Origin of the sequence: Sporosarcina sp. FSL K6-1540, from assembly GCF_038620285.1 — a bacterium.
Lineage (GTDB): Bacteria > Bacillota > Bacilli > Bacillales_A > Planococcaceae > Sporosarcina > Sporosarcina psychrophila.
Genome location: NZ_CP152018.1, coordinates 3,725,134 through 3,744,389 on the forward strand (window position 1 = coordinate 3,725,134; position 19,256 = coordinate 3,744,389).

At 36.9% G+C, this 19,256-nt stretch carries 14 protein-coding genes; all 14 read left to right on the forward strand.

Going from position 1 to position 19,256, the window contains the following annotated elements:
- Nucleotides 1-6: 6 nt before the first annotated feature.
- Nucleotides 7-1,749, forward strand: a complete 1,743-nt coding sequence (locus MKY15_RS17515) for a beta-galactosidase family protein (RefSeq protein ID WP_342538112.1) — start codon at nucleotides 7-9, stop codon at nucleotides 1,747-1,749.
- Nucleotides 1,750-1,859: 110 nt separating this feature from the next.
- Nucleotides 1,860-2,852 (forward strand): LacI family DNA-binding transcriptional regulator, encoded by a 993-nt coding sequence (locus tag MKY15_RS17520; protein ID WP_187047613.1) that lies wholly within the window; start codon nucleotides 1,860-1,862, stop codon nucleotides 2,850-2,852.
- Nucleotides 2,853-2,888: 36 nt separating this feature from the next.
- The gene (locus MKY15_RS17525) at nucleotides 2,889-4,064 is read left to right on the forward strand and encodes an SIS domain-containing protein (protein WP_342538113.1); all 1,176 of its coding nucleotides are present in this window, start codon (nucleotides 2,889-2,891) and stop codon (nucleotides 4,062-4,064) included.
- A gap of 57 nt (nucleotides 4,065-4,121) precedes the next feature.
- Nucleotides 4,122-4,979: a tagatose-bisphosphate aldolase subunit GatY gene (gene gatY / locus MKY15_RS17530; protein WP_187047615.1), complete on the forward strand. Its 858-nt coding sequence runs from the start codon at nucleotides 4,122-4,124 to the stop codon at nucleotides 4,977-4,979.
- 87 nt (nucleotides 4,980-5,066) lie between these two features.
- The gene (locus MKY15_RS17535) at nucleotides 5,067-6,005 is read left to right on the forward strand and encodes a hexose kinase (RefSeq protein WP_342538114.1); all 939 of its coding nucleotides are present in this window, start codon (nucleotides 5,067-5,069) and stop codon (nucleotides 6,003-6,005) included.
- 75 nt (nucleotides 6,006-6,080) lie between these two features.
- Nucleotides 6,081-7,274, forward strand: a complete 1,194-nt coding sequence (gene nagA, locus MKY15_RS17540) for an N-acetylglucosamine-6-phosphate deacetylase (RefSeq protein WP_342538115.1) — start codon at nucleotides 6,081-6,083, stop codon at nucleotides 7,272-7,274.
- A gap of 18 nt (nucleotides 7,275-7,292) precedes the next feature.
- On the forward strand, nucleotides 7,293-9,026 hold the full coding sequence (locus MKY15_RS17545; protein ID WP_342538116.1) for a phospho-sugar mutase: 1,734 nt from the start codon (nucleotides 7,293-7,295) through the stop codon (nucleotides 9,024-9,026).
- Between the two features lie 383 nt (nucleotides 9,027-9,409).
- The gene (locus MKY15_RS17550; RefSeq protein ID WP_342538117.1) at nucleotides 9,410-11,782 is read left to right on the forward strand and encodes a glycosyl hydrolase family 65 protein; all 2,373 of its coding nucleotides are present in this window, start codon (nucleotides 9,410-9,412) and stop codon (nucleotides 11,780-11,782) included.
- Between the two features lie 150 nt (nucleotides 11,783-11,932).
- On the forward strand, nucleotides 11,933-13,198 hold the full coding sequence (locus MKY15_RS17555; protein ID WP_342538118.1) for an extracellular solute-binding protein: 1,266 nt from the start codon (nucleotides 11,933-11,935) through the stop codon (nucleotides 13,196-13,198).
- Nucleotides 13,199-13,307: 109 nt separating this feature from the next.
- Nucleotides 13,308-14,183 (forward strand): sugar ABC transporter permease, encoded by an 876-nt coding sequence (locus MKY15_RS17560; protein WP_342538119.1) that lies wholly within the window; start codon nucleotides 13,308-13,310, stop codon nucleotides 14,181-14,183.
- A complete protein-coding gene (locus MKY15_RS17565) occupies nucleotides 14,183-15,019 on the forward strand; it encodes a carbohydrate ABC transporter permease (protein ID WP_338652511.1) in 837 nt (278 codons plus the stop codon). The genes MKY15_RS17560 and MKY15_RS17565 overlap by 1 nt, the downstream gene beginning before the upstream one ends.
- Nucleotides 15,020-15,147: 128 nt before the next feature.
- Nucleotides 15,148-16,167 (forward strand): LacI family DNA-binding transcriptional regulator, encoded by a 1,020-nt coding sequence (locus MKY15_RS17570; protein WP_340764606.1) that lies wholly within the window; start codon nucleotides 15,148-15,150, stop codon nucleotides 16,165-16,167.
- 51 nt (nucleotides 16,168-16,218) lie between these two features.
- On the forward strand, nucleotides 16,219-16,893 hold the full coding sequence (gene pgmB / locus MKY15_RS17575; RefSeq protein WP_338652509.1) for a beta-phosphoglucomutase: 675 nt from the start codon (nucleotides 16,219-16,221) through the stop codon (nucleotides 16,891-16,893).
- Between the two features lie 70 nt (nucleotides 16,894-16,963).
- Nucleotides 16,964-19,237: a glycosyl hydrolase family 65 protein gene (locus MKY15_RS17580; protein ID WP_342538120.1), complete on the forward strand. Its 2,274-nt coding sequence runs from the start codon at nucleotides 16,964-16,966 to the stop codon at nucleotides 19,235-19,237.
- The last annotated feature ends 19 nt before the right edge of the window (nucleotides 19,238-19,256 follow it).

The window sequence follows — 19,256 nt, forward strand, 5'->3', positions numbered from 1 at the left end:
CTTATTGTGTCGAATTTAATAGTACAAGGAAAAAGTCTATACATAAACAACGAGCCCATACAACTTATCTCTGGTGCAATCCATTATTTTAGAATTGTACCGGAATACTGGGAAGACCGTTTATTGAAGTTAAAAGCATGTGGTTTTAACTGTGTCGAAACATATGTACCATGGAATTTACATGAGCCAAAAGAAGGTGAATTTAACTTTGAAGGAATTGCTAATATAGAGGAATTCATTCGGATAGCAGATCGTGTAGGATTGCATGTCGTTGTTCGCCCTAGTCCATACATATGTGCAGAGTGGGAGTTTGGTGGTTTGCCTGCTTGGTTATTAGCGGATAGTAATATGAGATTTAGGTCATATCATGAACCGTATTTAGAAAAAGTTGATAAGTATTATGACGTTTTATTAAAAAAACTAGTCCCATATTTAACAACAAATGGCGGTCCCATTATTGCGATGCAGATTGAGAATGAATATGGGAGTTATGGAAATGATAAAAAGTATCTTACGCATATAAAAGATGCGATGCTTATAAGAGATATAGATGTATTATTATTTACGTCTGATGGGCCAACAGATTCGATGCTCCAAGGTGGTTCGGTTGAGAACGTTCTTGCGACAGTTAATTTTGGATCTAGACCAACAGAAGCGTTTAACAAGTTGCAAGAGTATTTCCCGAATACACCTAATATCGTCATGGAGTACTGGAATGGGTGGTTTGATCACTGGGGCGAAGAGCATCATCAGCGGGACCCAGCTGAAACCGCCGCAACTTTTTCGGAGATGCTTGAACGTGGGGATTCGGTTAATTTCTATATGTTCCACGGAGGCACAAATTTCGGTTTTTACAATGGTGCCAACTACGGTGATGAATATCAGCCGACGGTTACGAGTTACGACTATGATTGTCCAGTAAGTGAGGCAGGTGATATCACACCTAAATTCCATGCAGTACGTAAGGAAATTGCCAAGCATAAAGACATTGGCGAATTAATATTACCTGAACCAATCCCTAAAATGAATTATGGACCTGTTACAATGACGGAGTCAGTTCAGTTATTTGATGCACTAGAAATGATTAGTAAGCCAATCCAAAAGGCAAACCCGGAAACAATGGAGAAGTTGGGCCAAGATTATGGATTTACACTTTATCGTACGTTTTTAGAAGGCCCAAAAGAAGAAGCGGCATTAACAATCCAAGAAGTCCGTGATCGTGCGCTGGTATTTGTTGATAATGAGTATAAGGGAGTCATTGATCGGTGGAAAAATAACACCATTTCATTTGCAGTACCTAAAGAAGGTGTACAAATCGATTTACTAGTTGAAAATATGGGGCGTATTAATTATGGCCCTTTGATGAATGATCCAAAAGGAATTACAGAAGGTGTTCGGTTTGAACGACAATTCTTATTTGACTGGACGATGTATCCTTTACCAATGGACAATCTTCAATTACTGTCGTTTAAGGAAAACAATGAAAAGACTACTGGGCCTGCATTTTACAAAGGAACATTTAATGTAGAAGAGATTGGCGATACTTTTGTGGAATTACCTGGGTGGACAAAAGGATTTGTCGTTGTTAATGGATTTAATCTGGGCAGGTACTGGGAAGTTGGGCCGCAAGAAACATTATACTTGCCAGGTCCGTTAGTAAGAAAAGGTGAAAATGAAATTATTATTTTTGAATTACATGGAACAGCGGCTCCTAAAGTCTCGCTAATAGACACACATAAACTAGGCTAAATCATAGGACAGTTGCTAATCTGTTCTATGACTATAAATACTGTATGATGTATATATTGTAGGTAATCTACTAAATACGGTAATTATAGAAATGGAAAAGGTGATTGAGAGTGGCAACGATTAAAGATATAGCAGAAAAAGCGGGTGTCTCTTCTGCAACAGTTTCTCGGGTGCTTAATTATGATGCAAGCTTATCGGTAGCAGATGAAACGAAGAAGAAGATATTTGAAGTAGCAGAAGAATTATCATACCGAAAAACTTCGTCAAAGAGGTATGTCGATCAAAAGGTCGCTGTTGTGCATTGGTATACGGAAAAAGAAGAATTAAATGACCTTTATTATTTATCAATAAGGCTTGGAATCGAAAAACGATGTAAAGAAATTGGTATGAAGCCAGAAGTATATTTTTTCAATAATATTAAAGATATAAAGGCTGCTGAAATAGAGGGTATTATTGCTGTTGGTAAATTTAGCGAACAACAAGTTAAGGAATTAACAACTATTAATCCAATGGTTGTCTTTGTCGATTACAGTCCTAATGAAGATAAATATGATTCAATTGTCATTGATTTTGAAAAAGCTACAAAGAAAATAATCGATTTTTTCCTTTCCACTGATCATCGTAAAATAGGATTTATTGGCGGGAGAGAATTACTGAAAGGCCAGACCGAACCTATAGAAGATTTAAGGGAAAAGACGTATAAATCCTATATGTGGGAAAATGGACTGTTTGATGAACGATTTGTCTATGTGGGCTCATTTTCAGTTGAAGATGGCTACAACTTAATGAAACAAGCTATAGAAGACTTAGGCGAAGACTTACCGACTGCCTTTTTTATGAGTAGTGATGTTATGGCCATTGGTAGTTTAAGAGCACTTCATGAGGCTAATATAACAATCCCAGACCGGGTCAGTATTATTGGGATAAATGACATGACAGTTTCGAAATATATGTATCCATCATTAAGTACGATTAGAGTATATACGGAAGTTATGGGTGAAACAGCTGTAGATACATTATTAGAACGACTAGAAGGCAGAAAAATAGCGAAGAAAATACTTGTTTCGACCAAACTTATTATTCGCGATAGTGTGAAAAAGTAAGGGAAGTATTCATTGAAGAAGTGGAGGATGTTAAAAATGTTTAATCTAACTTCAGACCAAATTAAGAAAAGCAATGCGGTACATACGTCAAGGGAAATACATCAACAGCCAGTTGTATGGAAGGAACTGGTTACAGATTTATTAGAGCAGCAAGAAACATTTAAAGGATTTCTTACATCCATTTACAAAAAACATGATACTGTTCGAGTTATTTTAACTGGTGCCGGTACATCTGCATTTGTTGGCGACACTTTAGTTCCAGAATTAGCACGACAAAATCAACAAAACGTCCAATTTGAATCAATCCCAACAACTGATATTGTCTCCAATCCAACAGAATACTTATTTAAAGAGATACCAACAATCTTGGTGTCATTTGCACGGTCCGGTAATAGCCCGGAAAGTGTTGCGACTGTTACATTAGGGCAAGAGATTGTTACTGACTTTTATCAAGTTGTTATTACATGTAATAAGGATGGACAATTAGCGAAAAATATTCAAGGCGATGACAAAAGTATTACGCTGTTAATGCCTGAAAAAGCAAATGATCAATCATTAGCAATGACAAGTAGTTTCACGAGTATGACCATTGCTGCTTATGTGTTGTTTACTGAGGATGTCTTTACGAAAGAAGTAGCAACACAAGTTATTACTAGTGCGGAACAGTTAATTGAAAGACTAGGGAACACTGTTGATGAAGTATTGGGATTTGATTTTGAACGAATTGCATATTTAGGTTCAGGTTTACTTGCTCAACTGTCACATGAAGCAGCTTTAAAAATGCTTGAACTCTCCGGTGGACAAGTTGTTGCAATCCACGAATCATCACTCGGATTCCGTCATGGTCCGAAATCAATTTTGAATGACAAATCAGCAGTCGTTTTATTCATGTCACAAGATCCCTATACAAGAAAATACGATCTGGATATTTTACGGGAATTAGCGGCAGCAAAATCTGGCATGAAAATTGTAGCACTTACTGAAACGAAGGATGAAGAAGTTGAAAAACTAGCTGACTGGGTTATTTCAGTAAATACTGGCACAGAATCACTTTCAAGCGACTTCCATCTTGCATTATTGTATATCATTTTCGCCCAAGCTCTAGCATTGAAAAAATCAATTCAATTAGGAATCACACCAGACAATCCGAGTCCGGATGGAGCGATTAGCCGTGTCGTTAAAGGAGTTACTATTTACGACTATAAAAAATAAGTTATCCAGTTATCAAATCGATTCAATTCATTAATGGAATAACTAGGGGGAAAAGTGATGGGATACGTACAAAACACGAAAGAAATGCTCATTAAAGCTAGAAAAGAAGGGTATGCTGTTCCTGCTTTTAATATTCATAATCTAGAAACAATCCAAGTGGTCATTGAGGCAGCAGTTGAATTAAGATCGCCCGTCATCCTAGCGGCGACTCCTGGAACGATGGCTTATGGTGGTCGTGAATATATTCAAGCAATTGCTGAAGTAGCAGCAAAGAGCAATGATATACCAATTGCATTGCACTTAGATCATCATGAAACAGTTGAATCGATTGTAGAATCGCTTGAGTTAGGTGTAAAAGCGGTCATGGTGGATGGATCACATGGTACTTTTGAAGAAAATATTGCTCTCTCTAAAAAAGTAGTAGATGAAGCTCACAAATATGGTGCGACTGTCGAAGCTGAACTAGGGAAATTAGTTGGGCAAGAAGATGATATTATTGTTGAAGCAGCAGATGCAGCGTATACAGATCCAGATACTGTACAAGAATTTATTGAGAGAACAGGTATTGACTCACTCGCTGTTGCGATTGGCACAGGTCACGGTCTTTATGAGACTAAACCGAATCTTGACTTTGATCGTCTAGAAAAGATAAAAAACTTAGTAGAAATTCCAATTGTGCTTCATGGTGCTTCGGGAATTTCACAAGAGGATGTTCGAACATGTATTTCACTTGGTTGTGCAAAAGTAAATATTTCGACGGAGCTAAAGATCCCGTTCTCTGAAGCATTGCGCACGTATTTAATAGAAAATCCAAATGAAACAGATACAAGAAAGTATATGAAACCAGCTAAAGACGCTATGAGGAACGCAGTTAAAGAGAAAATAATCATGTGCATGAGTGACGGAAAAGCATGACGATGTGGAGTGAGAGAATATTCTCACTCCATTTGAGTATACAGGGGTAAACTTTGTAATGTATTATTGAGAATGGAGTGGTATACGATGATATTAACGATTACATTAAATCCAGCAGTAGATATTAGTTATAAGCTTGATAACTTATTGCTTGATACGGTAAACAGGGTCGAAGATGTATCTAAAACTGCGGGCGGAAAAGGGTTGAATGTAGCACGGGTATTGCAACAACTAGGCGAAGATGTCGCTGCATCGGGCTTTTTAGGTGGTAGCTTAGGAGATTTCATTCGTACGCAACTTGCGGTAATTGGAATTCAAGATTTTTTTGTTCCGATAGATGGTGAAACGCGCAATTGCATAGCTGTAATCCATGAAGGAAAACAGACGGAGATATTAGAAACTGGCCCAGTAATATCAGTAGGTGAAGCGGCACTTTTTTTAGATAAATTTACTGAATATGCAGAACAGGTTGAGATTGTAACACTATCTGGAAGTCTGCCAAAAGGCTTGCCGACGGATTTTTATGTTGAATTAGTGAAGATTTGCAACCAATATGATACCCAGGTTTTACTAGATTCAAATGGGGCTATATTAACAGCACTAGTAGCAAGTGAACATAAGCCTTATTTAATTAAACCGAATGAGGAAGAACTTGCAGATTTACTTGGTCAAACGTCTCTTGATGAAACACAAATTATGGAAGCGCTAGAATCAACGCTATTTACAGATATCCCTTGGGTTGTTGTCACGCTAGGCGCGGATGGCGCAATTGTGAAAAATAACAAGACCCTTTACAGAGCAAAGGCCCCTAAGATTAAGGCGATTAATCCTGTAGGTTCTGGTGATTCCGTAATTGCGGGGTTTGCTGCGGGAATAGCCCGTGGTTTAGAAGATGCAGCCTTAATCAAATATGGACTATCAATTGGTGTTCTAAATGCGCTGGAAGAAAAAACGGGTCACATTAATGCAGAAAAAGTAGAGTGGGCTGTTGAGCAGATGTTGGTCGATAGAATCGAAAGAGGATAAGTGTGATTGTGCATAATTGAATGAGTGTCGATTTATATTGCAATACTAGACTGAACGTATGGAAGGAAGTTATTCTTGGGAAACTTATATTTAATTAATGCTACACTAGTTTTGGAAGATAGTGTATTGTACGAAGGGTTTATACATATTAAAGAAGAAAAAATCGAGTCTATTGGTGTAATGGGAGATTTCCCCTCTTTGGCTACGGCGGATCGAGTAATCGATTGTAAAGGGAAACAATATGTGATTCCAGGTATGATTGATATTCACGTTCATGGCGCGGCAGGGTTTGACTTTATGGATGGTAAACAGGAAGCTTTTGAAGGAATTGCGCTGGCTCTAGCAAAAGAGGGGACGACCTCATTCCTGGCAACAACCATAACGAACCCAGTCTCTTATACTAGTGAAACGCTAAAAAGTCTTGGGAGATATCGAGTAGAAAGCAATGATCCGGGAACCGCGGAAATGCTAGGTATTCATTTAGAAGGCCCTTTTATTAATAAAACACAAAAAGGGGCCCAACCAGAAAATGCTATTATTACGCCGGATGCTAATTTATTTAAAGAATGGCAGGAATTATCTGGATGTTCTATTAAAATCATCACATATGCGCCGGAGTTGGATAACGATTTTGAACTTCTAACTGAACTTAACAAAACCAATGTGATTCCATCGATGGGTCATACAAATGCATCCTATGATGAATCGGTTCATGCCATATCACACGGGGTTAGCCATGCAACGCATTTGTTTAATGGCATGAAAGGAATGCACCATCGTGATCCTGGAGTTGTTGGAGCAGTTCTTTTACAGGACGATATCCATGTTGAAATTATTCCAGATGGCATTCATTTTCATCCAGATTTAATGAAACTCATTGTGAAAATGAAAGGGCTTGAAAAAGTACTAGTCATAACTGACGGGATGCGTGCGAAAGGGATGCCAGATGGGGAGTATGATTTGGGCGGCCAGGAAGTGACTGTGCGCGACGACAAATGTTTATTAACGTCGACTGGTTCTTTGGCTGGAAGCATACTGACGATGAATAGCGCTAGATTGAACCTCGCCAAGTGGCTAGAGTTGTCTATCCATGAACAACTGCAAATCACCTCAATAAACCAAGCGAATCGTTTAGGGCTATCAGGACGAAAAGGATCATTAATGACTGGTAAAGATGCTGATGTTGTTGTTCTAGGGCAAGAAGGTTCAGTCGAGTTGACAATTTGTAGGGGTTCTGTAGCATATGAACGTAGTGGTGCATTCAAATGACTTTGGGAGGTTATTCATGTGGCGTGGCAAGATGGAGCAGCAAAATGGTTTAATTATGGTGATTTAGAAGTTGCACTAAAGAAACAACTTCTGGGTGAAAAAAATAATAAAGAATTACTGGAAGATTGTTTTTATAAAAATCTCTCATTCGGCACGGCTGGCTTGCGCGGAGAACTGGGGTTTGGTACGAATCGGATGAATATCTACACTGTTAGGAAAGCGGCACTTGGGCTTGCTTTATATATAAAAAGCTGCGGGGAGGTTGCAGAAAATAGGGGCGTCGTAATTGCTTATGATCCGAGGCATCAATCTGCGGAATTTGGTCTTGAAGTGGCGAAAGTCCTTGGGTTTAATGGCATTCGTTGTTATTTGTTTGATGAACTTCAATCTACTCCATTGTTATCCTTTGCAGTGCGGGAGTTGAATACGTTTTCGGGCATTGTCATTACAGCAAGCCATAATCCATCAGAATACAATGGACTGAAGGTATACGGAGAAGATGGTGGACAAGTAACTTTAGAAGCCGCAAATGCGATTACTGCTCATACGGAGAGTATTAATGATCTATTTTCGGTTGAGGTCGCGGAAGAGGCTATTCTCTTAAAAGAGGGATTGCTTACTTATTTGAATCATGAAATGAGCGACCGGTATGTATTGCATTTGAATGGAATACTTTTAGGCGGAGAGCCGGATAAAGGTCTATCGATTGTATATTCTCCACTTCACGGAGCAGGGGGCAAATTAGTTAGTAGAGGACTAGAGGTAGCAGGCTTCTCGGACGTAACCATAGTTAGTGAACAGGCAATTCCAGATCCGAATTTTACAACCGTTAAGTACCCAAATCCGGAGGAATCACAAGCCTTCGAAATGGCACTTACATATGGCTATAAAGTGAAAGCGGATCTACTCATAGCTACTGATCCAGATGCAGACCGAATGGGAGTTGCAGTACGGGATTTAGAAGGAGAATATGTTTTTTTAACAGGTAATCAGATTGGTGCATTACTATTAAATGCATTGTTGGAAGATAAGTCGGACCGCGATACAATGCCGAAAAATGGTGTTGTTTTAAAAACAATCGTCACATCAGAACTTGGTAGGGCGATTGCAGACAAGTATGGTGTTAAAACGATGGACGTCCTTACAGGGTTTAAATTTATAAGTGAAAAAATCTTAGAATTTGAAGAAACTGCAGAGTCAACTTTCTTATTTGGTTATGAGGAGAGCTATGGCTACCTGATTGGCGATTTCGTACGGGATAAAGACGCTGTCCAAGCATCGGTTTTAATTGCTGAAGTGGCCGCTCGTTATAAAGTAAAAGGCCAAACATTATTGGATGGACTACACGAACTGTATGAAGAGCACGGCTTTTATCAAGAAAGTTTAGAATCGATAACGCTAAGAGGGAAGACTGGAATGGCGAAAATTGATGAAATCGTGAATTATTTCCGGTCGACATCATTTGTAAAAGAGTTTACCAAACCCCTTTCAATCATTGAAGATTATTCATCTGGACATTTTGTTATCGTTGAAACGGGGGATCGGCGGCCACTCAATTTACCTATCGCGAATGCTCTTAAATTTATATTGTCTAATGGTGCATGGTTCGCCATCCGTCCATCTGGAACAGAACCGAAAATTAAGTTCTATTTTGGAGTGAAGGGCGCGACAAAAGTTGAAAGTGACGCGCTTTTATTGAAATTAAAAGAGGCAGTTATGACGGTAGTAGAGGGGTTAACTTCTGACTCGTAATGAGGAGGCAAGTAGAAACTGGGAATGTTGAAAAGGAAACTTTGAATTAGTAGATATAAAGTTGTTAGAACTTATGGGCAAGATTTCCTTGTCATAGGGGATAGCAACTTTTTTGAAGTCAATGAATCGATAGATATTCCTTTCGAACAGATTACTAGTAGACTAAAGGATCATAGAAATCAAAATAAATTGATTGACAATTTAGAATATCGGTTCTATAATTCGTTGTAAGCTCATATATTAGTTTTTAAACAAAATCTAAAACGATTTCGCAAATGGTCACATTGAGCATCTCAATCAAAGCGTATATTTTTTTAGTTTAAAACTAAAACGTTTTCGTGAATTAATGAAAGCGTATTCACTGAAGGGAGGACTTTCATTGTATGATGAATTATTCGCAAGGTAAAGGAGAACTCAAGAATTGGGTTGTTTCCGAAGTTGAGTTTTCTCCTGATACATTAGGGAAAAGTGAATCAATTATGTATCTTGGAAATGGATATATGGGATTGAGATCTACTACTGAAGAGCCATACATAAAAGACAAAAGAAATTTGCTTATAAATGGAACATTTAATAGAGCTGAGGAAAATGAAGTTACGGAGTTACCAAATTTAGCGGATGTTACAAGGTTTGATATACGGATAGATGGTGAACGTTTTAGCCTTGAATTTGGAGAAACGAAGAATTACCAGCGACAATTAAATCTAAAAACGGCTGAGCTGACAAGGTATTTTGACTGGACTTCACCAAGAGGAAAAGAATTACGATTCCATTTTAGACGGTTTGTTTCACTGGATAACTTACATTTAATTGGGATGAAAATGATGGTTGAAAGTCTTACAGATCCAGTTCGAATTTCCCTTGATTCCGGTATTAATGCACAAATGAGCAATTCTGGATCACAACATTTTCTTGAAGGTGAACGAAGAATTTTTGATAAGCAATTCATTCAGTTAGTCCAAACAACTAATGAATCTAAAATTGATGTTGTAATTAACACAACTCATAAAATTACGGTTAATGATGAGGAAAGAATCAAAGTTCCTGAGATGAATATGGATCGTCGAAAAGTATGGTTGACTTATGATTTCAGTCTTCAGCCTACTGATAAACTGGAAATAGAAAAAATAACAACAGTGTTCACTAGCCGAGATAAGGAATTCGAAAAAGCTGAATACAATATACAACAACTTCGCGACCATTCATTACAAGATTTACAAGACAGCTCCGGAAAAGGATATGATACACTTTTTCAGTCACATTTGGAGACGTGGCAGAACAAGATATGGGAAGCATATAATTTCGAGATTAATAGCGATGATGACTTTGATCAACTTGCATTGCGTTTTTCGCTTTACCATTTAACCATTATGACACCAGCACACGATGACAGAATGGGAATCGCAGCAAAAGCGTTAAGTGGAGAAGGTTATAAAGGACATTCGTTTTGGGATACAGAATTATTCATTCTTCCATTTTTCATCTATTCTAATCCCAAAGTTGCAAAATCGCTATTAACCTATCGTTACCATGGTTTAGTAGGAGCAAGGAAAAAAGCTAGAGAAAATGGTTACCTTGGTGCGATGTATCCGTGGGAAGTAGCCTGGCCGACAGATGGAGAAGTAACGCCAGTTTGGGGAGATATTGATATCGTTACTGGAAATCAGACGAAAATTTGGTCAGGATTTATCGAACAGCACATTACTGCAGATATCGCCTTTGCTGTTTATCAATACTATAATGTTACAGCTGATCAGGGATTCATGGACCACTATGGTTATGAGATTATTTTTGATACAGCAACGTTTTGGGCAAGTCGGCTTGAGTGGAACGAGAAAAAACAAAAATATCATATCAATGATGTAATTGGTCCGGATGAGTACAAAGAACATGTAGATAACAATGCCTTTACGAATTATATGGCGTATTTCAATATGAAACTAGCAATCCGCTATTATGAAAAGTTAACAATGGAAAACCCGATGTGTTTAAAAGAACTAACCAAAAAGTTGAATTTGGATAAAGCATATCAACATTGGCAGGATAAAGCAGGAAAAATCTATTTACCAGAACCGCGCGAAGAAGATCTAGTAATACCGCAAGATGATACGTATTTACTGTTAAAAGAAATTGATCTCGCGAAATATAAAAATCAGGAGAAAGTTAGAGGTATCTATCGAGATTATAATTCGGAACAAATAAATAAATTGCAGGTTACGAAACAGGCGGACACATTAATCTTGTTTTACTTGTTAGAACAAACTTTTTTAAATGATGATGAACGCATTTCAGAAGCTGTTAAACGAGCAAATTTTAATTATTATGAACCGAAGACATTACATGATTCATCGCTAAGTTTGGCGACACACGCAATCGTAGCAAATGATATTGGTGACATTGATTTAGCCTATTCTTTATTTAAAAAATCTAGTGAAATCGACTTAGGACCACTGATGAATACATCAGATGATGGTGTTCATGCCGCTTCTATTGGTGGTATTTGGAAATCAGCAATCTTTGGTTTTGCTGGAATCAGGCTTGTCGATGGAAGACTGAGAATAAACCCAAGAATACCAAAACATTGGCATCATATGAAGTTTACGATTCATTGGCAGGCTCAGCAGGTTACTATTTCAATAACAAAATCTACCTTGTCAGTAAAGGTAGAAAACAAGGAGAGCATAATATTTGAGGTTTTTGGTGAAATTCATGAGTGTGATGATTTTATAGAAATACCATTTGGTTTAACAGAGTGAAATATCACTCGATGGAGGACCTGCATCCTCTGCATATAAAGCTAACTAATGCAGGATAACTAGTAAAGGGTGTATTAAATGTTGGTAGTTATAAAATGATTATTCATTTTATTCACTATAAAAATTCAAATGATAAGAGGGGGAAATTAAATGAAGCATCAAAAAAGAAAGATTAGTAGTCTATTGCTAATAGCTTTATTACTTCTTTTAACTGCATGTAGTAGTGGAAAAGAAGATGGTGAAAAATCGGAAGAAAGTACTAAAGAGCCTGAAAAATCAGCAGCTCAAAAAATCACGATTTTCCAAAGTAAGGTTGAAATATCAGATCAGTTGGAAGCACTGACAAAAGAATATACGAAAGAAACAGGCGTCGAAGTGGAAGTCTGGGGGACAACAGGTGATGATTACTTCCAACAACTACAAATTCGTCTGAACAGTAATCAAGGTCCGTCTATTTTTAGTCTTCAAAATGTGACAGAAGCTGAAAAACTAAAATCGTATGCTTACGATATGACTTCTGAAGGATATGTAAAACACATTGCTCCTGGAATGGAATTAGAAATTGATAATAAGATCGTTGGTGTTCCATATGGCGTCGAAGGATTTGGTATGGTTTACAACAAAGATTTAGTTAAACCTGAAGACGTTGCCGACTATGAATCTTTTGTAAGTACATTAGAAAAGTTTAAAGCTGAAGATATTAATGGTTTTGGTCTTTCTAAAGAAGCTTATTTCTTAATTGGCCATATTGCAAACTATCCTTTCGCATTGCAAAACGATCATTACGAGTTCATCGATAAATTGACAGATGGTGGAGTTACGATGGCAGGCACGAAAGAATTCCAAGAGTTTGGGAAATTTATGGATGCTATTAAAACGAATACGGTAAGTCCATTGGATGTAACGTATGACAAAGAAGTAGGTGACTTTGCTGCTGGTAAATCTGCAATGATTCATCAAGGTAACTGGGCGTGGGGGATGCTGTCTGATTTCGATGTGGATTTTGAAGTAGGCATGTTACCGTTCCCATTAATGGGCAATGATAAATTGGCTGTTGGAGTCGGTAACAACTGGACGATTAATGGGGAAAAAGATGAGGCTGAAGTTAAAGCAGCAAATGACTTTTTGAACTGGATGTTTACAACTGAAACGGGTCATCAATACATTGTTGAGGAATTCGGATTTGTTCCTGCTTTGACAAATATCGATGCAGGCAATTTAGATCCACTATCTCAAGATGTATTAAAAGCTTCAAATAGTGGTCAAACAATACCTTGGGCACTAAATTATTTCCCAGCTAATATTATTCCGAATGATTTTGCGCCAGCTGCAGAAGAATTCTTCTTGTCAAAAGATATGACAGGTGATGAATTCATTCAAAAAATGGATGGAGCATGGAAAAACGCAGTGAAATAATATCACTATAACATCATAGTTATCATGAATAGGAAGATAGATTTTTATAATCTATCTTCCTTTATTAACTAGTTGAAAGATAGACAAACTACTAGAAAGTGGTGGTTACATGCCAGGAAAAAATAATAAAGGGTGGTACATATTATTTACTGCTCCGCTATTGCTAATTTTTGTTACGGTAGTGATTATTCCTTTTTTAATAGGAATTTACTACTCCTTTTTCGAATGGGATGGGATTGCAGCAAACCAAAAAGTATTTGTAGGATTTGATAATTTCATCAAGTTATTTGGTGACACACGTTTTCTTGCATCTACATGGAAAACGACATTGTTTACATTTTTAGCAGTTATTTCAGTAAATGTGGTAGGACTAGCTTTTGCTTTACTGGTGACATCCAAACTCAGAATTGCAAATATGGCACGTACAATGGTATTTATGCCCTATTTGATCGGTGGACTAATACTAGGATACATTTGGCAATTTATCTTTTTGGATGTATTTACATTGATAGGTAAAGTGACTGGACTAGACAATGTATTTTTTAATTGGCTAATCGATATTGATTATGCATTATATGCCCTAGTTCTCGTTTTCACATGGCAAATGGCGGGATACATCATGATCATTTATATCGCGGGAATTCAAGGTATTCCCAATGACGTAGTCGAAGCATCTAAAATTGATGGTGCAAATGGGTGGCAAAGACTTAGAAAAATCACTTTTCCTTTATTAATGCCAGCTTTTACAATCAGTTTATTTTTAACTCTTTCATCAGCATTTAAAATTTATGATGTAAACTTGTCCTTAACAGGTGGTGGCCCAGCTAATTCGACGGAAATGTTTGCGATGAATATTTATAATGAAATTTTTGGTTATGGTAATTATGGATTTGGTCAAGCGAAAGCAATTGTATTTTTCTTTGTTGTTGCTGCTATTACACTGACTCAAGTCTATATTACGAAGAAGCGGGAGGTAGAGATGTGATGGAAAAAATACGAGGAATTACAAAAGAAGTATTACTCTTATTGGCAGCACTTTTCTTCTTATCTCCCATTTACATAATCATTGTAAACTCATTTAAAGATCGCCGTGAACTTTATGAAAATGCACTTGCATTGCCTGGGAAATTCAGTTTTCAGTATTATCTAGAAGCTATGGAAAAGATGAATTTTTTGACTGCGCTGGGAAACTCATTATATATTACTATTTTCTCAGTTGTGATTATTGTTGTTTTATCTTCGATGACTGCATGGATGTTAGCTAGAACGGACAATAAGTTGAGCAAAATTATTTTCATGACTTTTATAGCAACGATGCTTATACCTTTCCAAACATTGATGATGCCTTTAATGCAACTCATGAGTACTATTACGAATACGTTACACATTCCAATGTTCAATACTCGTGAAGGTTTAATTTTTATGCATGTTGGATTTAGTTCAAGTATTTCTGTCTTTCTATATCATGGTTTTATTAAGTCTATTCCAATCACTTTGGAAGAAGCAGCTACGATTGATGGAGCTTCAAAGTTTGGGGTCTTTTGGAAAATCATTTTCCCGATGTTGAAACCGATTACTGTTACTGTGATGATCCTAAACGTTATTAATATTTGGAATGATTATCTATTACCGTCCCTAACACTTACTGACAAGGGGCTTCGAACAATACCACTATCAACTTTTTATTTCTTTGGCGAATTTACGATTAAGTGGAATTTAGCAATGGCGGGATTGATGTTGACAATCATTCCAGTTGTAATTTTCTATGTACTTGCACAAAAACATATTATTAAAGGTATTGGGGAAGGAGCAGTGAAATAAATTCGTTCTTGCAGTGGGAAAGAGAATGCAAGTGTTTTCGGGTTTTATGGGAGCATTATCGGGTTCGACTCTATAGATAATGCGATTGCCCGTTATTAATATTAACTAATTAAGGAAGTGATTCTAAAATGACTACAATAAAAGATGTTGCAAAAAAAGCAGGTGTATCCATTGGTGTCGTATCAAAAGCTTTCAATAATTATGTTGATATTAGTGAAAAAACACGACAAAGAATTTTCGCTATCGCAAAAGAATTGAATTATACACCTAATGTTGTAGCCAAAAATTTATCATCAAAAAAGCAAATGACTATTGGATTGATTTCATCTGGCGTTCTTAACAATAATGAAAAAGATAACAACGCATTCGATATATTCAAAGGAGTGTATACCGCTGTTGAAGAAAGTCAAAATGAATTGTCGATTTTTCTAATAGATTCATTGAAGCAGAAACAAAAAAGTTATGCTCAATATTGTCGGGAGCGAAATATTGGTGGTGCGATTTTACAGGGAATACGCACTGATGATCCATATTATAAAGAACTAATCGATACCAATATCCCCTGTGTGATTGTCGACATTATGACAGATATGAACAATGGATTGATTGGCAGTGTCTCTATTGACAACGCCAAAGCTAGTAGAGAGATTGCTGGTTACTTAATAGAACGCAATCATCGAGACATTGTTATCGTGGCGGGGACAAAAGAAACCGATGTAAATGCAGAGAGGATTAAAGGAGTTCAGGAAGCTTTTAAAGAAAATGACTTGGAGATGTGTGATGAAGACGTGCTTTATGCTCAATTTTCCGAGCAGCAAGCGTATATTTTGGCGGAAAAGTATCTGCAAACTAAACAACCAACAGCGTTTCTTTGCTTTAGTGATTTGATGGCATTTGGTGTAATGAGGGCAGTAAAAGAAGCAGGATTAAGAATTCCTGAGGATATTTCTATTACTGGGTTTGATGATTTAGTACTTAGTGGCTATACCCAACCGAAACTTACTACAATTCGACAGGATTTCATTGAAATCGGAAGGCTTTCAGCGCAGTTGCTACAAAGTTTGATGGAAAACAAACTAGATAAGAAGCATATTTATGTCGACTATCAGTTACTCGAACGGGAAAGTGTCAAGGCGTTACGTAAGTAAAGAAGCTGCCAAATCCCGATATAATTACTTAAAAAGAAAGGGGAGTAAGACATGACACACTACCCAAAAGCTTTTATATTCGATCTTGATGGCGTTATCACAGATACAGCAGAGTTCCACTTTTTGGCGTGGCAAAAGCTTGCACAGGAACTTGGTGTATCGATGGATAGACAGTTTAATGAACAACTTAAAGGAATAAGTCGTATGGAATCTTTAGAGCGTATTTTGGAATTGACCCCCTCCTCGCGAAGCTTGTCTTATGAGGAGCGATTAAGACTGGCAAATCAAAAGAATGACCATTATTTGGAGTTTATAGACTTGATAAATCCAGATTATATATTGCCTGGCATTGAAAGTCTATTGAAGAAAATCAAAGCTCAGCATATTAAAATTGCGCTTGGCTCAGCTAGTAAAAATGCACTTAAGGTATTAGAGAAACTTTTATTGACAAATTATTTTGATTACGTTGTAGATGCTACAAAAGTAACGAAAGGAAAACCTAATCCTGAAACGTTTACAACAGCAGCGGACTTCTTGAATATTCCCTACTCTGAATGTATCGGTCTAGAAGATGCAGCCGTAGGTGTAGAGGCAATTAATAAAGCAAATATGTTTTCTGTTGGCGTTGGTGCATTAGAACATTTATCCCATGCAGACTATCTAGTAGGAAATACGTCTGAATTGATTTTTGAAGAAATTGTAAAACGATATAATGAGAAAATATAATTTAATCAAATTTGAATAAAGAAATTTAAATCTTCATACAAATATTAATTGACTAAGGAGTGATATATCAATGACGTGGAAATTAACGAAGTCAGAGTTAGATAATGAAAACTTACTGCTAAATGAAAGTCTTTTGTCCTTAGGCAATGGGTATCTAGGTGTGAGAGGGAATTTCGAGGAGGGCTATAAGGATACATATAAATCGATTCGAGGTACATATATAAATGCTTTTCATGATGAAACAGAAATAAATTATGGAGAGAAGTTGCATGGGTTTCCAGAAACACAGCAAAAGATCCTGAATGTCATTGATGGGCAATTTATACATATTTATTTGGATGACGAACTATTTTCTATGTTTGAAGGAGAAGTAATTAATGTCCAACGAAATCTGCATATGGATGCGGGTTTTGCCGAACGAATTGTACATTGGAGATCACCTAAAGGAAAAGAAGTTAAAATCCATTTTAAACGACTCATTTCTTTTGTTAGAAGGGAATTATTTGCAGTAGATATTAATATAGAGCCTTTAAGCCATATTCAGCAGCTAAAAATTGTTTCGACTGTTAATGGCGATGTCTCTAACTTTGTTGATAAAAATGACCCCCGGGTAGCCTCAGGTCATGCTAAAAGACTACATGTAACGGAAGTTCGAAAAGAAAAAGAATTTAGCATAGTAAAAAATAGTACCTATGTTACCAAGCTTGAAGTGGCTTGTGTTACTTCTTCTGTGATTGAATCTGGAAAGTGTATGTATGAAAGTAAAACCGCAGATAATTACGTAGAAGAGACTTACTCATGCGTTGGTGATGAAACAGTGCAATTTACAAAATACAATGTTTATACAGATACACTCAGACATGGAGAAACAGTTATTGAAAATGCAATTGCTATTCAACGGCAGCTTAAAGGATCTTCTTTTGAAGATCTTTTACTGGAGCAAAGAGAATATCTAGATAATTTCTGGAGTAAATCCGATGTGAAGATTGATGGTGATGCACAGCTTCAAGAAGGCATTCGTTTTAATCTCTTTCAACTTTTACAATCAGTCGGCAAAGATCCGGTAAGTAATATTGCAGCAAAAGGTTTATCTGGTGAAGGTTATGAAGGGCATTATTTCTGGGATACTGAAATCTATATGTTTCCGGTATTCTTAATGACGAGCCCTGAAATTGCGAAAAACTTATTACTTCATAGATACTCTATTTTAGGGAGTGCTAAGGAAAGAGCTATGGAGATGGGACATGAAAAAGGGGCTTTATTCCCTTGGAGAACGATTTCCGGTCCGGAAAGCTCGTCGTTTTTCCCTGCCGGAACTGCGCAGTATCATATAAGTGCAGATATCGCATATAGTTATATTCAATATTATTTAGTAACGAAGGACGAGGCATTTTTAAAAGAGTATATGGCAGAAGTCCTATTTGAAACTGCACGTTTATGGGGTGATGTTGGTCACATGAAAAATGGCTTATTTAGAATTGATAGTGTAACTGGTCCAGACGAATATACATGCGTTGTGAATAATAATTATTATACGAATGTCATGGCAAAACATAATTTACTGTGGGCTGCTAAAGTATATTATCTGTTAAAAGAAGAGGATGGTAATCATCTAAAACAATTAGCTGAAAGGTTAGAACTGACAGAATTAGAAGTAAGCAAATGGACTGAAGCAGGTGAAAAAATGTATCTGCCATATGATGAAACTTATAAAATCAATGCTCAGGACGATAGTTTTTTGCAAAAAGCGCGTTGGGATTTAGAGAATACTCCGAAAGATAAGTTCCCACTTTTATTGAATTATCATCCGTTAACACTTTATAGATATCAAGTATGCAAACAAGCAGATACTGTCTTGGCTCATTTTCTGCTAGAAGATGAACAAGATTTCGAAACAATTAAAAGATCCTACGATTATTACGAACAAATCACCACTCATGATTCATCATTATCTTCCTGTGTATTTAGCATAATGGCTTCCAAACTAGGCTACGAAAAGAAAGCATATGATTATTTTAATGAAACGGTTCGCCTAGATTTGGATAATACACATGGAAATACAAAAGATGGCCTTCATATGGCCAATATGGGTGGGACTTGGCTAGCAATCGTTTATGGATTTGCTGGTTTACGAGTGAAAGAAGGGGGGCTTTCATTAACACCCTCTCTTCCTAGTGAATGGGATTCACTCGGTTTTTATTTACAATATCTAGGCAGGCTACTAAAAATCCATATGGATAGAACTGAAGTAACTTATTTGGTAATAGAGGGAGAGGCGTTAACTATCTCACACAACGGAAAGTCTATTAATCTTGAAAATGGAAAAGAAGTGAAGGTCCAGTAACATGAAATATGGGGAATAT

Bases quoted from the DNA above. Each gene is read 5' to 3' on its own strand.
- MKY15_RS17525 (WP_342538113.1), top strand. From the start codon at position 2,889: ATGTTTAATCTAACTTCAGACCAAATTAAGAAAAGCAATGCGGTACAT.
- gatY (WP_187047615.1), top strand. From the start codon at position 4,122: ATGGGATACGTACAAAACACGAAAGAAATGCTCATTAAAGCTAGAAAA.
- MKY15_RS17535 (WP_342538114.1), top strand. From the start codon at position 5,067: ATGATATTAACGATTACATTAAATCCAGCAGTAGATATTAGTTATAAG.
- MKY15_RS17550 (WP_342538117.1), top strand. From the start codon at position 9,410: ATGATGAATTATTCGCAAGGTAAAGGAGAACTCAAGAATTGGGTTGTT.
- MKY15_RS17555 (WP_342538118.1), top strand. From the start codon at position 11,933: ATGAAGCATCAAAAAAGAAAGATTAGTAGTCTATTGCTAATAGCTTTA.
- MKY15_RS17560 (WP_342538119.1), top strand. From the start codon at position 13,308: ATGCCAGGAAAAAATAATAAAGGGTGGTACATATTATTTACTGCTCCG.
- MKY15_RS17565 (WP_338652511.1), top strand. From the start codon at position 14,183: ATGGAAAAAATACGAGGAATTACAAAAGAAGTATTACTCTTATTGGCA.
- MKY15_RS17570 (WP_340764606.1), top strand. From the start codon at position 15,148: ATGACTACAATAAAAGATGTTGCAAAAAAAGCAGGTGTATCCATTGGT.
- pgmB (WP_338652509.1), top strand. From the start codon at position 16,219: ATGACACACTACCCAAAAGCTTTTATATTCGATCTTGATGGCGTTATC.
- MKY15_RS17580 (WP_342538120.1), top strand. From the start codon at position 16,964: ATGACGTGGAAATTAACGAAGTCAGAGTTAGATAATGAAAACTTACTG.